Source organism: Duganella sp. AC917 (assembly GCF_979258245.1).
Map to the genome: position 1 here is coordinate 5,015,573 of NZ_OZ409848.1, position 14,820 is coordinate 5,030,392.

Below are 14,820 nucleotides of genomic sequence, written 5' to 3' on the forward strand. Positions count from 1 at the left end.
TTCCTTGAATGAGTGGGATCAGGCCGGGGTGGTGGCGGCGGTGGACATGGCGGCGGCGCGGCGGCGCGCGGTCGCGCCGACCAGCGCCAGGCCGAGGCCGAGCATGGCGTAAGTGGCCGGTTCCGGCACCGGCGAGACCGCGTCGGACAGGTTATCGAGCGCGAACTGGCCCTTGTTGGAGTTGAAGGCGTTGCAGTCGCCCTCGAAGTCGCAGCTGTAGCTGGCCACGCTGATGGCGATGAAGCCGCTGCCGGCGAAGGCGCTGCTGGTGACGTAGTGCTGGAAGCCGTAGGCGGGACTGGCCAGCTCGTAGAATTCCTCCATGACGCTGCCATCGGCGCGGGTGCCGGTGAGCCACAGCACGCCGGAGACAAACGGATCGCCGCGCAGGTCGTGGCCGATGGCGCTGGCGTCAAAGCTCGACAGGTGGAACACGCCGCCCGATTCCGCGCTCATGCTCAGGCGTCCGTCGTTCAACCCGGCCAGGTAGTGCGTGGCGTTGTTGGACGGGCAGGTCATGTTGACGCACAAGAAAGGATCGGCGCCGTCGATCACCGCGCCGACCAGGCCGCCTCCGTCGGCGGGGTCGCCCACGTAGGCGCCGGTGAAGGCGTAGCCGCCGTGCGTGAACGTCTCGCCGTCGAACAGGAAGGCTGGATCGGCGGCGTCGAAGTCGACGGTGGCGGCGTGCGCGGCCGGCAGCGCCAGCAAGGTGGCACCGGCCGCCAGCGCCAGCGCAAGGCGGCGGGACACCGTGCCGGCGCTCGCCGGTGCGAAGCGGCGGCGCACCATCGCGCCCACCAGCAACAAGCCGGCGCCGAGCATCAGCCACTCGGCCGGTTCCGGCACCGGCGCCGCCATCGGCACCAGGTCCAATCGCAGTTGCGTGGCGTCGCGGCCATTGCCCGAAATGTAGATGCCGCTGCCCAGCACGGCCTCGCTGCGGATCGGCTGCGCGTTGGTGGTCTTGTTGGTGAAGCCGACCAGGAAGTAGGCGCCGGAGGCGGCATTGATATCGGCCATCGCGCGCCCGTTCAACGTCAGGCTCAGCGGGTCGTTGTAGAAGGTGCCCGATGCGTATTCGCGCCCCGAGCCCAGATCGTCGTAGACCTCGGTGCCCGGATGGAACGTGTTGAGGAAGGATGAAAATGGCGTGCTGACGTCGAACAGGCCGAGCACGGCGGGACCGCCGTCGCCGTAGCTGCCCGGCGTCATACTAATGGTCGCGCTGGCGTAGCTGCCGGCAGGAATGAAAAACGCCGCCCAGCTGTTGAAGCGCTGGCCGTTTTCGCTGCCGGTGAAGGTGTTGTTGAGCGGGTTGGCCTCATCACTGCCGCCGGCACTGCTGACCCAGCCGTTCAGCGCGGAATAGGTCGTGACGCCCGCTTGGACACTGGCCGACGCCAGCAGCGCCAAACCGCACCCGGCGGCAGCCAGCCAGGAACGCAATTGCAATTTACTATTAACCATCATCACCCCATAGTTGTATTAATTGACAGGAGTTTTGATGGTAGCGATATACGAAAATCAAATATGTAACAATAAGTTACGTAGCTAAATGCATTTGTCATTAACTAGCGGCAAGTATTCATATGGGGTATGGATGACGGCGATCGTGGTGCGCCGGCGCAGTCCGCACCTCTGCCTTAAGCGGGAGGGTGGTGTCGCAATTATGCGAACAAATCACCCTGGATCGCGCGCTTGGTCTGGCCGGCGGGCGGCGGCGGTTCGAGCGTGCTGGCCCGTACGCCCAGCAGCCGCAGGCGCCGTTCCAGCGGCACGCGCTTGAGGCATTCGCGCGCCGCGTGCAGGATGGCGGTCGGGTCGGCCACCGGGTGCGGCAGGGTGACGTTGCGGCTGACGATCTGGAAATCGTCGAAGCGCAATTTGATGCTGATCGTGCGGCTGACATAGCCCTTGCGCTTGAGGTCGTCCGCCAGCCGGTCGCACAGCGACGTCAGGATGCCGGACAAGGCGCCCCGGTCCTGGCGTGCGTGCAAGTCGCGCTCGAAGGTGGTCTCGCGGCTGATCGACTTGCTCTCGGAGCTAGTGGAGATTTCACGGTGGTCGATGCCGCGCGCGGCCGTGGCCAGCCAGCCGGCGTAGTGGGCGCCGAAGTGGTCTTGCAACAGGCCGGCGTCGGCGGCGGCCAGCTGGCCGATGGTGTCTATGCCCAGCGCGGCCAGCTTTTCGGTGGCCTTGGGGCCGATGCCGTTGATCTTGCGCACGCCGAGAGGCCAGATGCGCGCCGGGATGTCGTCGTAGCCGAGGATGGTCAGGCCGTTGGGTTTTTCCAGGTCGGAGCAAATCTTCGACAGTAATTTGTTGGGCGTGATGCCGATCGAGCAAGACAGGCCGGTGGCGTCGCGCACGGCCTGCTTGATGCGCTGCGCCAGTTCCAGCGTTTCGCCCTCGACGCGAGTCAGGTCGATGTAGATCTCGTCGATGCCACGGTCTTCGAAATCCGGCGCGATCGACGCCACGGCGGCTTTGAATAGACGGGAAAAATGGCGGTAGGCGTCGAAGTTGACCGGCAGCAGGATGGCGTCTGGCGCCAGCTTGGCCGCCTTCATCATGCCCATGGCCGAACCGACGCCGAGCGCGCGCGCCTCGTAGGTGGCGGTGGTGATGACGCCACGGCCGACATAGTCGCGCAGGCGGGCGTAGCGGTGCGTGCCGTCCTCCTGCAACACCGGCTGGGCGTCGCGGCCGCCGCCGATCACCACCGGCTGGCCGCGCAGGTCCGGGTAGCGCAGCAGCTCCACGGAGGCGTAGAACGCATCCATGTCGAGGTGGGCGATGCGCCGGGTATCGTCAGTCATGTGCCGGATTTGAAGCTAATTACTGTGAATCCATACAGTATCCACGGAAATTGCTCCCACTGCAAGTCCGGGCGTCCAGTTTCAGATCGGACAGCTTGCGCTCCTGGTAGGCGGGCGCGAAGCCGGCCGCCAGCAGCATGACGTTTCGTTGTCGCAAAGGGATCTGCAGCACCATGCCCAGCTTGAGGATCAACTCCTTGCTGGGCTGGGATCGGCCGCTTTCGAGAAAGCTGATGTGACGCTCGATGCCGTCGTGGCCGGCGCCGCGCATCATCGGATCGACATAGCTGGCGTCGACGCTGAAGGCGCGCGCCACCAGGGCGCGACGCGCGGCGGCATCGCGTTCGTTCCAGACGGCCAGGTATTGGGTGGCGATGTCAGCTGGGGTAGCGGTATGGGTCGTCATGATGATCTCCTTGAGTGGTTGTGTCGAATCGACAGAATCCATACTCCGGAAACAGCGATGGCGCGGCGATTACCTCCCGGGTCATCGGCATGTCGAAAATCAAGCCAGAAGGAAATGACTAAATTCAGTACTTAATTTGGTGTTTGGTGGTATCATCGCCTGACAACTTTGACGGAGGACGGTATGAATTTTTCGAATATTCAGCCCATTAGCTACTTGAAGACGAACACCAGCGACGTGGTCAAGCAAGTGCTAGAGACGCGCGATCCAGTGGCGATTACCGTTAATGGCAGAGTGCAGGCCGTTGTTCAAGACCCCGTCAGCTACCAAAAGACTCAAGACCAGCTTGCTATGCTTCGGATTCTGGCGCTCGGCAGAAAGCAGATTGAAGAAGGTAAAGTAATTGATCATGATGATGTTGTCGCTCTTCTGAAAGCTGAAGACAATGAAAGCTCATGACACAAATGAAGATCATTTGGACGCAATACGCCCTGAACGACCTGCATGACATTCGCTCTTATTTGACGCAAGGCGAATCCCCTGCCTTCGTTAAGAAAATGACGCAAGAGATTTTGGCTGAGGTCAATTCTCTTAAAGAGTGTAAAACCAAAGGCACCTTTGTGCCCGAGCTGGAAGACCTTAATTTGACGACCCACCGTCAACTCTTGGCCGGTCAGAACCGTATCATCATCGAGCGTGCGGATGACGATACCGTTTATATTCATATGATTGCTCATACGAGCCGCGACCTTGAAGCTTTGATTCGCCGTCGCTTGCTTGGTTCTTAAGCGCAGACAGGCGCCGTTCTCCGCAAGTCCCGGCTAGCGCCTCACGGCTGCGACCACCAGCACCGCGCCGGCCACCAAGCTGGCCGCGAGCAAATAAATGCCGTTGGCCGTGGTGTGCGTGGCGTCTTTGATGGCGCCGACCAGATACGGGCTGACGAAGCCGGCCAGGTTACCGACCGAGTTGATCAGCGCGATGCCGGCCGCCGCCGCCGCGCCGCCCAGCATGGCCGTCGGCAGGCTCCAGAAAATCGGAAACGTGCTCAGGATGCCGGCGGTCGCCACGCTCAGCGCGGCCATCGCGATGACGGTGTTGTCGCTGTAGACGGTGGCGACGATCAGGCCGAGCGCTCCGGCCACGGCCGCCACCGCCGCGTGCCAGCGCCGCTCGCCGCTGCGGTCCGAGTGCCGCGCGGCCAGCACCATGACAACCGCCGCGACGAAATACGGGATCGCCGTCAGCAGCCCGATCGTGAAGACATCGTCGACGCCGCTGTTCTTGACCAGCTGCGGCAGCCAGAAACTGACGCCGTACAATCCCATGACGAACAGGAAGTACACCAGCGCCAGCAGCCATACCTTGCCGTTGCTGAACATCTGCGCGAGCGGCATGTGCTGTTGTTGTTTGCCGTCCTCGGCGATGGCTTGTTCCAGCGTCCGCTTGTCGCCTTCACTCAACCACTTGGCCGAGCGGATGCCGTCGTCCAGATAGAACAGCGTCCACACGCCGAGCAGCATCGACGGTACGCCTTCAAGCACGAACAGCCACTGCCAGCCGCTCAGGCCGTGCAGGCCGGCAAAGGCCTTCATGATCCAACCCGACAGCGGACCGCCGACAACGCCGGCCACCGCCACGCCGCTCATGAACACGGCGACCATGCGCGCGCGCCGGTGCGCCGGATACCAATAGGTCAGGTACAGGATGATGCCGGGGAAGAAGCCCGCCTCCGCCGCGCCGAGCAAAAACCGCAGCACATAGAAACTGGCGGCGCTGTCGACAAACATCATCGCCGACGAGATCACGCCCCAGCTGATCATGATGCGGGCGATCCAGATGCGCGCGCCGGTGCGCGTCATCAACAGATTGGACGGCACCTCGAACAGGAAGTAGCCGACGAAGAAGATGCCGGCGCCGATGCCGTACACGGTGTCGCTGAAGCGCAGGTCCGACAGCATCTGCAACTTGGCGAAGCCGACGTTGACGCGGTCCAGGTAAGCGGCCACGTAACACAGGAACAGGAACGGCATCAGCCGCCAGCTGACGCGGCGATACAAGCTGTCGAGGGGATCGTTGTTGCTGTCATTGCGCCGCATGGGTCGCTTTCTTATCGGTTCGTCGCGGCCCTATCTTGCCACCCCCAAACAAGCTTGCGAGCAAATTTTCTAAATTATTTACAAAACCCCTTGCGGAACCAATAAACGAGCTTGTAGAATACGGCCTCGTTCAGCGGTTGTAGCAGTTAAATGAAACAACGCTGATAAGTTTTCTGGGTGCTTAGCTCAGTTGGTAGAGCGGCGCCCTTACAAGGCGTAGGTCGGGAGTTCGACCCTCTCAGCACCCACCAGAGAAAACGATAAAACGAATTAGGAGTGGTAGTTCAGTTGGTTAGAATACCGGCCTGTCACGCCGGGGGTCGCGGGTTCGAGTCCCGTCCACTCCGCCAACATTCCTTAAGGGTCCGATCTTGATCGGGCCCTTATTCATTTCAGCTTCAGAAATATTGCGTATGCTTATGCGCAATGATTCCCACTCTCCATCCCTATCTCCGCTTCCGCGCCCGCATGACGCATCAGGCGCTGCGGCGCGTCATCCCCAGCTTGTCCAGTTCGCTGGAAATCATTTTTCTCGGTTTCGCCCCGGTGGTGATCGGACTGCTGGCCTGCATCGCCTTGCCGGGATTGTTCGCCGCCACGCTGGCCTGGCCGCAGGCGCTCGCGTTGCTGGCCGCGCAAGTGCTGGTGGCCACCGCGCCGGTCTGGCTGATGCGCAAGCATCTGCATCCGGCGGAGGTGACGCTGTGGAGCCGCACGCTGCCGATCAGCCCGCGATTGCGCTGGGGCGCGGACGCGATGGCCGCCGCCATCATCGTCGGACCGGTGGCGCTCGCCTTTGCGATCTCCACCACCATCTGGCTTTATCAGTGGCCCGACTGGCTGCGCCCGGTCGCGCCGGCTGCCGTGTCGCTGACGGTACTGTCGTTGCTGCTGGGGTGGATGCTGTCGACGTTCGTGCTCGCACAACGCGTCCGCATGCCGGCCGCGCGCAAGCCCGGCCGCGCGCGGTCCGCGCCGACCAGTTATGTATCCGGCGCGCCGCGCATGCCGAAGCCGCTGTACCAATGGCGTCAACTGTTCTGGCTGCCGTTCTGGCGCGCGGACGATGTCGTCGGCATCCAGCAGACCTTGCTGTTGATCGGCGCCGCGCTTGGCGTTACTGCCTGGATGTGGCATCCGCCGCTGGTGCCGCCCGCGCTGTGGGCCGCGTGCAGCGCGCTGGCCTTGATGCTGTTGACCGATCGCGGCGACAAGGCCGTGGCCGAGCAGATCGCGCGGCTGCGTCCTGCCGCCGCCGGATGGCCGGTCGATGCTGAGCGCCTGTTCCGCGCCGCGATGGTGTTGTCGCTGCTGCCCGGACTGTGCGTGCTGGCGTGGTTCGCCGCGCTGACATTGGGCCGCGCCGCCGCCGGCTACAGCACCACCGTCGCCGTCGTCTGGCTGTGCTTTGCCGCCATCGCGCAAATCGCCATCGTCGCGCTGCGCGGGCTGAGCGCGCGCGGCCGCACCGCGCTGGTGATCGGCGCCATCCTCATCCTGACCGCGATTGGAAGTGAACTATGGAATTAAACGCCGTGCTGCACATCGACCAGCTGAACTTTGAATTCGCCAGCCATCCGCTGTTCCGCCAGTTCTCGCTGCGGCTGGGCACGGGCATCACCTGGCTGCGCGGCGAAAACGGCGCCGGTAAGACCACATTGCTGAAGCTGGCCGGTGGCGCGCTGACGCCGCACGGCGGCATCATCCAGCTCGACGGCATCGAAATCCACGCGCAACCGTTGGCGTATCGCCTGCAATGCCACTACTGCGGCGGCGACACGCCGCAACTGCCATGGCTGACCGTGCGCGAGATCCTCGATCTGCACCTGTCGCTCTACCCCGCCACCGACGCGGCGCTGCTCAACGCCGAGCTGGGCGCCTTCCACCTGATGCCGACACTGGACCAGCCGGTCACCACGCTGTCGCTGGGCCAGCACAAGAAGATGCAGCTGGCGTTGGCGCTGGCGCTGCCGGTGCGCCTGCTGCTGATCGACGAGCCGTTCAACGGTCTGGATGTCGACGCCGTCGGCTACCTGCGGGCGCAACTGTCGGTGCCGGCGCGGCTGGCGCGCCAGTGCATCGTGCTAACCAGCCATCTGGACCCGATGCTGCCGCTGGCGCAGACAGTCCAGTTATAGCGTATGACCCAGTAGCCAATCACGCGTACCAGAAAATACGAGATTTGTTCTATTTGCAAAAAATTTCCGCGCCGGAAGGATTTGACGAGAGAAAACAGGCGACAATGTCGGCTATATGCTGCGATCACGCCCTATCGCGGCTGCGCATTCAGCTTTGTCACCACTATGGAGTTTCCCCGCAGATGTTCGGCTTTTTCAGGTCCCCCACGTTGTCGCCGCGCTTGTTGCGGCTGAAGGATTCGGCGCTGTTCGCCACCTTGACACCCCTCGAACTGAAAATCGTCGATGGCCTCATGCACGAGCGCCGCTATCTCGCCGACGAAATCATCTTCGACGAAGGCGAGGACGGCCAGGCGCTGTATGTGGTGATGTCGGGGCGGGTGCTGGTCAGCCGCGAGGTTGGCGCCGGACGCGAAGTGGTGGCCGAGCTGTCGGCCGGCTCGTTCTTCGGCGACATGGCGCTGCTGGACGACGCGCCACGCAACGCCCAAACGCGCGCGCTGGAAAACTGCGAGCTGGCCGTGTTCTTCCGCGCCGACTTCATGGGACTGATGGAAACCGACGCCGTCATCGGCTACAAGATCGCGCTGGCGCTGGCCCGCCACATCGGCACCCGCCTGCGCGAATGGATGAGCGCGGCGCCGCATTTCGAGGCCTTATGACGTTCATGCCCACCCAACAGCGGGCCGGTCCGGTCGTCTGGAGCGGCATCATCGCCGCCACCTGCGCGCTGCTGTTCCTGTTGCAGCAAATGCTGTTCCTGGCGATCCCCTTCCTGTTCGGCATCGTGCTGTACTACATCCTGCAACCGCCGATGCAGCGCCTGATCCGCCTGGGCGTCAGCGTCAACGCGGCCATCCTGACGGTGGGCGCGGTGTTCCTGCTGGCCCTGCTGATCGTTATCGTGATCGCCATCCAATGGGATTCCGGGCCGTCCGAGCCGTGGCAAGACATGCTGGGCAGGTACATCACCGGCGGGCTCGAGTTCGTGCGCCAGACGATGCTGTCGCTGGAGCGCGAGTTCCCCATCCTCAAGCAGATCAAGCTGGCGCGCACCGTCAACAGCCGGGTCAATTCGTTCACCGGCACCTTCGTGCAAAAACACCTGACCGAGATCCTGGTGTCGGTGGCGGCCTGGCTGCCGTCGCTGCTGCTGGCGCCGTTCCTGACCTTCTTCTTCCTGCGCGACGGCCTGCGCTTCAAGAAATTCCTCGCCCGCGCGGTACCCAACGCCTTCTTTGAAAAGACGCTGTGCCTGCTGCATGAAGTCGACCAGACCGCGCACCGCTACTTCCAGGGCCTGGTCAAGCTGACCTTGCTCGACACGGCGGTGCTGGCGCTGGGCCTGTGGGCGATCGGCGTCTCGTCGCCGCTGGTGCTGGGGCTGATCGCGGCGGTGCTGGCGTGGGTGCCGTACGTCGGTTCCATCCTCGGCTGCATGCTGGTGGTGATGGTCGCCTCGACCGACGCGCCCGGCGATCCGATGGTGGCCTACCTGGCCATTGGCGTGTTCATCCTGGTGCGCCTGCTGGACGACTTCGTCTTCATGCCGCTGACCCTGGGGCGCAGCCTGCACATCCACCCGCTGATCACGGTGCTGATGATCTTCATCGGCGGCTACGTGGCCGGCGTGGCCGGGCTGATGCTGGTGCTGCCGCTGCTGGGCGTAGTGATGGTCGTCGGCGAAACGCTGGGGCGCCTGATCACGGACGCCCGCCTGCGCGCGCGCCACCGCAACGCCATCCACCTGCGCAACAAGCAAGCCAGCATCGACCTCGTCATATAACCCCGGGGTCAAGTCTGTCTTTCGGACACGACCACAGCGGTACGCGGCCCACAAGACCCAGCAGCCAACCATCAGGCGACAAACCACGCCGACGGCGCCCCCGCGCCCATTGAATTCTATTGACTTTTGAATGAGAATCGTTATCATTCCACTTTCTGGTCAAAATACCAGTAATTACAATTCTGCCATCTCCCCACGTTCGCCAAAACTGACACAGGAATCAATGAATACGCACGCCCGCGCCCCCCAGCGTCTCAAACTGAACAAACTCGCCGTCTGCGTGGGACTGGCGATGCCGTTCATCGCCCAGGCACAGATCGCCGACCAGAACACCGCCGTGCTGCCGCAAGTCGAAGTGACCGCCAACAAGATGGGCGACACCACCGAAGGCACCGGCTCCTACACCACCGGCCGGGCCCGAACCGCCCTGCCGCTGAGCATGTCCTTGCGCGACACGCCGCAGTCGATCTCCGTGGTCACCCAGCAGCGCATTGAAGACCAGGGCCTGGTCTCGATCACCGATGTCATCAACAACGTCACCGGCGTCTCGGTCAACCAGTACGAAACCAACCGCGCCGGCTTCACCGCGCGCGGCTTCGATATCACCAACCTGCAAATCGACGGCATTCCGACCACCTGGGAGCAACCGTGGAGCTCGGGCGAAGTGGCCGGCAGCCTAGCCATCTACGACCGCGTGGAAGTGGTGCGCGGCGCCACCGGCCTGATGACCGGCGCCGGCAACCCGTCGGCCGCGATCAACCTGGTGCGCAAGCGCGCCACCAGCAAGGAGTTGACCGGATCGGCCGAGATCGGCGTCGGCCGCTTTGACGAGCGCCGCGTGCTGGTCGACGTGTCGACGCCGCTGACCCAGGCGGGCAACGTGCGCGCGCGCGTGGTCGGCGAATACCAGGAAGCGGACAGCTGGATCGACTACGCCAGCGACAAGAAAAAGACCATCTACGCCACCGTCGAGGCGGACCTAGCGCCCAACACCCTGTTGTCGGCCGGCTTCAGCCGCCAGGAGACCGATCCGAAGGCGCCGATGTGGGGTGGCTTGCCTTACTGGTACACCGACGGTTCGCGCACCAACTGGGGCGTGTCGAAAACCACGGCCGCCGAATGGGCCGGCTGGCCGACCTCGTACAACAACGGCTTCGTCAACCTCGAGCACAGCTTCGACAACGGCTGGAAGGTGCGCGCCACCTACAGCCACGGCGACCGCAAGAGCGACTCGCACCTGCTGTACCTGTCCGGCGTGCCCGACCGCGCGACCGGCGAGGGCATGTTCGCCTTCTCCGGCTCGTACGCCACCCACACCAGGCAGGACGACGCCGGCCTGCATGCCAGCGGTCCATTCGAGCTGGGCGGACGCAAGCACGAGGCGGCCTTCGGCTATATGCACTCGAAGCAAAAGTTCAACGCCAACAGCCGCGCCGCCGATTTTGGCGGGCAGGCGTCGGACGTCGGTGACTTCAACAACTGGAACCCGGCAGCATATCCAACCCCGACCTGGGGCGCGCAAACCTTCTACGAGGGCGGCGTCACCAAGCAGGAAGGCTTGTATGGCGTGGCGCGCTTCTCGCTGGCCGATCCGCTCAAGCTGATCCTCGGCGCGCGCCTGACCAACTACCAGAAGGACGTCACGCTCAGCTATAGCGCGCCGTACACGATGAAGTACGACAAGGAAGTCACGCCGTACGCCGGCCTGGTCTACGACCTCAACGACACCTACTCGGCCTACGTCAGCTACACCGACATCTTCCAGCCGCAAAGCCAGAAGGACTTCGTTGGCAACACGCTCGATCCGGTGGTCGGCAAGAACTACGAGGGCGGCATCAAGGGCGAGCACTTCGGTGGCCGCCTGAACACGTCGCTGGCCGTGTTCCGCATCAAGCAGGACAACCTGGCGCAGGAAGTCGACTTGGTCACCCGTCCGGGACAGAGCGCGCCGGAGGCCTACTACCGCGGCGCCGAGGGCGCCACCAGCACCGGCTTCGAACTGGAAGCGTCGGGCGAACTGGCGCGCGGCTGGAACGCCACCGTCGGCTACACGCAGTTCAAGGCGGAAGACGCCACCGGCGCCGACGTCAACAGCATCTATCCGCGCAAATTGTTCCGCGTCTACACCACCTACCAGGTGCCGGGCCAGCTGAGCGGCTTGACGGTCGGCGGCGGCGTCAACTGGGAAGGCCGCACCTACACGGTCGATCCATCGGCGCCGGCCGGCACCAACGGCTTGATCGAGCAGGATGCGTTCAGCCTGGTCAACCTGATGGCGCGTTACGACATCACCAAGCAGCTGTCGGTGCAATTTAACGTCAACAACGCGCTCGACAAGAAACACTTCGGCATGTTCGCCGCGTACGGCGCCATCACCTACGCCGCGCCGCGCACCGCGTCGCTGACGCTGAAGTACCGCTTCTGATCGGCAGGGGCCACAGCGATCGCGCAGCGGTCCCTTCGCAGTCCTTTATAGTTGTCTAATTGTTGGAGGTAATCTTGCGCGCCTTCTGGACTTTGGTTCATCGCTACGCCGGCCTGCTCATGGCCGGCTTTTTGTTTATCAGCGGCGTCACGGGCGCCATCATCTCGTGGGACCACGAGCTCGACGACGTGCTCAACCCGCACCTGATGGAAGCCCACACCGAGGGCCCGGCGCAGGCGTCACTGGCGCTGGCGCGACAAGTCGAGGCGCGCTATCCGGACGTGCGCGTGTCGTATATCCCGCTGCACGCGCAAAAGGGCGAATCGATCGCGCTGGGCGTCAGTCCACGCGTCGACCCCGCCACGGCGAAACTGGCCGAGCCGGGATTCAACCAGGTCTTCGTCGATCCCGTCAGCGGCGCCGAACTGGGCAAGCGCGAATGGGGCGCCGTCTGGCCGATCACCAAGGAAACCTTCGTCTCCTTCCTGTACCGCCTGCATTACACCTTGCACATCCCCGAAATGTGGGGCATCGACCGCTGGGGCATCTGGCTGCTGGGCGGCATCGCCATTATCTGGACCGTGGACTGCTTCGTCGGCTTCTACCTGACGTTGCCGGTGCGCCGTCGTAACGGCACCAATGCCGCGCGCGCCGTCGCCAGCGACGACATCGCCGCCGACAAGCCGCTACCGGCCGGCAAATCATGGTGGCAGCGCTGGCAGCCGGCGTGGAAAGTGCGCTGGCGCGGCGGCAGCAACAAGCTCAACTTCGACCTGCACCGCGCGTTTAGCTTGTGGACCTGGGCCCTGCTGTTCATCCTCGCCTTCACCGCGTTTTCGCTCAACCTGTACAACGAAGTGTTCGCACCGGTCATGAAGACGTTCTCGCAAGTGACGCCGACGCCGTTCGACACCCGCCCGATGGCCGACAAGCATCATCCGATCGAGCCGCGCCTGGGCTATGCGGAAGTGCTCGAGCGGGCCAGCAACGAGGCGATCAACCGCAAGTGGGCCGAGCCGGCCGGCGGCGTGTTCTATTCGCAGGAGTTCGGCGTCTACGGCGTCAGCTTCTTCACGCCCGGCAACGACCACGGCACCGGCGGCGTTGGCACGGCCGTGCTGTATTACGACGGCGCGGGCGCTCTGCTGGGCGAGCGTCTGCCATGGACCGGCACCGCCGCCGACATTTTCCTGCAGGCGCAGTTCCCGCTGCACTCGGGCCGCATCCTCGGCCTGCCGGGCCGCATCCTGATTTCGTTCATGGGCGTGGTGGTCGCCATGCTCAGCGTGACCGGCGTGATCATCTGGTGGCGCAAACGCGCCTCGCGTGTGACGGTAGCGCAAAAGCGCCAGCGCGGCGTGCTGGTTGCTGAATAAACTTTAAGCGGGCGAAAAAAAACCGGGAGCCAGCTCCCGGTTTTCATTTGAGGCGGTGGCCGATTACGCGGTCATCGCGTGTTTCTCAGCCGATTCCTCGACCACCTCCTCGTCGTCCGAGCGGATCAGGTGATCGAAGGCCGACAATGCCGCCTTCGCGCCTTCGCCGGTGGCGATAATGATCTGCTTGTACGGCACCGTGGTGACGTCGCCGGCGGCGAACACACCCGGAATCGAGGTCTGGCCACGGGCGTCGACTTCGATCTCGCCATGGCGCGACAGCGCCAGCGTGCCTTTCAGCCACTCCGTGTTCGGCACCAGGCCGATCTGCACGAACACGCCTTCCAGCTCAACTTTCTTCGCTTCGCCCGACACGCGGTCGTTGTAGCTCAGGCCGTTGACGATCTTGCCGTCGCCGTGGATCTCGGTGGTCTGCGCCGACGTGATCACGGTGACGTTGGCCAGGCTGCGCAGCTTGCGTTGCAGCACCGCGTCAGCGCGCAGCTCGGCGCCGAACTCGATCAACGTCACATGCTTGACGATGCCGGCCAGGTCGATCGCCGCCTCGACGCCGGAATTACCGCCGCCGATGACCGCCACGCGCTTGCCCTTGAACAGCGGACCGTCGCAGTGCGGGCAGTAGGCGACACCGTGGTTGCGGTATTCCTTCTCGCCCGGCACGTTGATTTCGCGCCAGCGGGCGCCCGTCGCCAGGATCACCGACTTGGCCTTCAAGGTCGCGCCGGTGGCGGTGGTGATCTCGATCAGCTTGCCCGGCACCAGCTTGGCGGCGCGCTGGGTATTCATGATGTCGACTTCGTATTCCTTGACGTGCTGTTCCAGCGCCACGGCAAACTTCGGACCGTCGGTTTCCTTGACCGAGATAAAGTTCTCAATGGCCAGCGTGTCGAGCACCTGGCCGCCAAAACGCTCGGCCAGCACGCCGGTCTTGATCCCTTTGCGGGCGGCGTAGACGGCCGCTGCTGCACCGGCGGGACCGCCGCCGACGATCAGCACGTCAAACACGTCCTTCTTGCTCAGCTCGGCTGCCTGACGGGCGCCGGCGTTGGTGTCGAGCTTGGCCAAAATCTCTTCGACGTTGGTGCGGCCCTGGCCGAAATGCTCGCCGTTGAGGAACATCATCGGCACCGCCATGATCTGGCGTTGTTCCACTTCTTTCGGGAACACGCCGCCGTCGATGGTGGTGACCTTGATGCGTGGGTTAATCACCGACATCGCGTTGAGCGCCTGCACCACTTCCGGGCAATTGTGGCAGGTCAGCGAGATGAAGGTTTCGAAGGCGTAATCGCCGTCGAGGTTGCGGATCTGTTCGATGACGGCGTCGTCGAACTTGATGGTGTGGCCGCCCACTTGCAGCAGTGCCAACACCAGCGAGGTGAATTCGTGGCCCATCGGGATGCCGGCGAAGCGTACGCCGATATCGGTGCCGGGGCGGTTGATGCTGAACGACGGCTTGCGCTCGGCGTCGTCGGTGCGTTTGACCAGCGTGATCTTGTCGCTCAACAGGACGATTTCCTGGAGCAGTTCTTCCATCTCGCGGGCCTTGGCGCTGTCATCGAGCGATGCGACGATCTCAATCGGTTGCACCACTTTTTCCAGGTAGGTCTTCAACTGGGCTTTGAGATTTGCATCCAACATGATTTTATTCCTTTTTTACAAATATTTAGGCGTATGCCGGGCCGGACGCCCGGTCCGGCATCGCGGTAACTACTTGTGTGCTGCGTGCTTCAAGCGCTCAGCTTTACAA

Annotated in this window: 13 protein-coding genes and 2 tRNA genes; 10 read left to right on the forward strand and 5 right to left on the reverse strand. The window is 63.5% G+C overall.

Annotation, left to right across the window (positions count from 1 at the left end; genetic code table 11):
- Positions 1-18: 18 nt before the first annotated feature.
- The 3 genes from ACZ0BA_RS21840 to ACZ0BA_RS21850 all read right to left on the reverse strand — a co-directional run bounded on the left by ACZ0BA_RS21840 (position 19) and on the right by ACZ0BA_RS21850 (position 3,228).
- Positions 19-1,470: an NF038120 family PEP-CTERM protein gene (locus ACZ0BA_RS21840; RefSeq protein ID WP_463453268.1), complete on the reverse strand. Its 1,452-nt coding sequence runs from the start codon at positions 1,468-1,470 to the stop codon at positions 19-21.
- A gap of 200 nt (positions 1,471-1,670) precedes the next feature.
- Positions 1,671-2,822 carry a DNA polymerase IV gene (dinB, locus tag ACZ0BA_RS21845; protein ID WP_463453269.1) on the reverse strand — a complete coding sequence of 384 codons (1,152 nt, stop codon included), beginning with the start codon at positions 2,820-2,822 and terminating at the stop codon, positions 1,671-1,673.
- A 19-nt stretch (positions 2,823-2,841) separates the two neighbouring features.
- Positions 2,842-3,228 carry a hypothetical protein gene (locus ACZ0BA_RS21850; RefSeq protein ID WP_463453270.1) on the reverse strand — a complete coding sequence of 129 codons (387 nt, stop codon included), beginning with the start codon at positions 3,226-3,228 and terminating at the stop codon, positions 2,842-2,844.
- Between the two features lie 183 nt (positions 3,229-3,411).
- On the opposite strand from ACZ0BA_RS21850, the gene ACZ0BA_RS21855 reads away from it, so the two are divergent.
- Positions 3,412-3,687 (forward strand): type II toxin-antitoxin system Phd/YefM family antitoxin, encoded by a 276-nt coding sequence (locus tag ACZ0BA_RS21855; RefSeq protein ID WP_463453271.1) that lies wholly within the window; start codon positions 3,412-3,414, stop codon positions 3,685-3,687.
- Positions 3,684-4,016, forward strand: a complete 333-nt coding sequence (locus tag ACZ0BA_RS21860; protein ID WP_463453272.1) for a type II toxin-antitoxin system RelE/ParE family toxin — start codon at positions 3,684-3,686, stop codon at positions 4,014-4,016. The genes ACZ0BA_RS21855 and ACZ0BA_RS21860 overlap by 4 nt, the downstream gene beginning before the upstream one ends.
- Before the next feature lie 33 nt (positions 4,017-4,049).
- On the opposite strand, the gene ACZ0BA_RS21865 is transcribed toward ACZ0BA_RS21860, so the two are convergent.
- Positions 4,050-5,327: an MFS transporter gene (locus ACZ0BA_RS21865; protein WP_463453273.1), complete on the reverse strand. Its 1,278-nt coding sequence runs from the start codon at positions 5,325-5,327 to the stop codon at positions 4,050-4,052.
- Positions 5,328-5,502: 175 nt separating this feature from the next.
- On the opposite strand from ACZ0BA_RS21865, the gene ACZ0BA_RS21870 reads away from it, so the two are divergent.
- The 8 genes from ACZ0BA_RS21870 to ACZ0BA_RS21905 all read left to right on the forward strand — a co-directional run bounded on the left by ACZ0BA_RS21870 (position 5,503) and on the right by ACZ0BA_RS21905 (position 13,052).
- Positions 5,503-5,578: transfer RNA gene (locus tag ACZ0BA_RS21870), tRNA-Val, on the forward strand.
- Between the two features lie 22 nt (positions 5,579-5,600).
- Positions 5,601-5,677: transfer RNA gene (locus ACZ0BA_RS21875), tRNA-Asp, on the forward strand.
- Positions 5,678-5,753: 76 nt separating this feature from the next.
- Positions 5,754-6,857 carry a hypothetical protein gene (locus ACZ0BA_RS21880; RefSeq protein ID WP_463453274.1) on the forward strand — a complete coding sequence of 368 codons (1,104 nt, stop codon included), beginning with the start codon at positions 5,754-5,756 and terminating at the stop codon, positions 6,855-6,857.
- Entirely contained in the window at positions 6,848-7,465 is a 618-nt protein-coding gene (locus tag ACZ0BA_RS21885; protein WP_463453275.1) for an ABC transporter ATP-binding protein, read from the forward strand. Before ACZ0BA_RS21880 ends, ACZ0BA_RS21885 begins: the two co-directional genes overlap by 10 nt.
- A gap of 182 nt (positions 7,466-7,647) precedes the next feature.
- Positions 7,648-8,127 carry a cyclic nucleotide-binding domain-containing protein gene (locus ACZ0BA_RS21890; protein ID WP_463453276.1) on the forward strand — a complete coding sequence of 160 codons (480 nt, stop codon included), beginning with the start codon at positions 7,648-7,650 and terminating at the stop codon, positions 8,125-8,127.
- Positions 8,124-9,251 carry an AI-2E family transporter gene (locus ACZ0BA_RS21895; protein WP_463453277.1) on the forward strand — a complete coding sequence of 376 codons (1,128 nt, stop codon included), beginning with the start codon at positions 8,124-8,126 and terminating at the stop codon, positions 9,249-9,251. The genes ACZ0BA_RS21890 and ACZ0BA_RS21895 overlap by 4 nt, the downstream gene beginning before the upstream one ends.
- A 223-nt stretch (positions 9,252-9,474) precedes the next feature.
- Entirely contained in the window at positions 9,475-11,676 is a 2,202-nt protein-coding gene (fhuE, locus tag ACZ0BA_RS21900; RefSeq protein ID WP_463453278.1) for a ferric-rhodotorulic acid/ferric-coprogen receptor FhuE, read from the forward strand.
- Between the two features lie 74 nt (positions 11,677-11,750).
- On the forward strand, positions 11,751-13,052 hold the full coding sequence (locus tag ACZ0BA_RS21905; protein WP_463453279.1) for a PepSY-associated TM helix domain-containing protein: 1,302 nt from the start codon (positions 11,751-11,753) through the stop codon (positions 13,050-13,052).
- Between the two features lie 63 nt (positions 13,053-13,115).
- Here the strand turns inward: ACZ0BA_RS21905 and ahpF are convergent, their stop codons facing one another.
- Positions 13,116-14,711, reverse strand: coding sequence for an alkyl hydroperoxide reductase subunit F (ahpF, locus tag ACZ0BA_RS21910; RefSeq protein WP_463453280.1), 1,596 nt, complete (start codon positions 14,709-14,711; stop codon positions 13,116-13,118).
- Between the last annotated feature and the right edge of the window lie 109 nt (positions 14,712-14,820).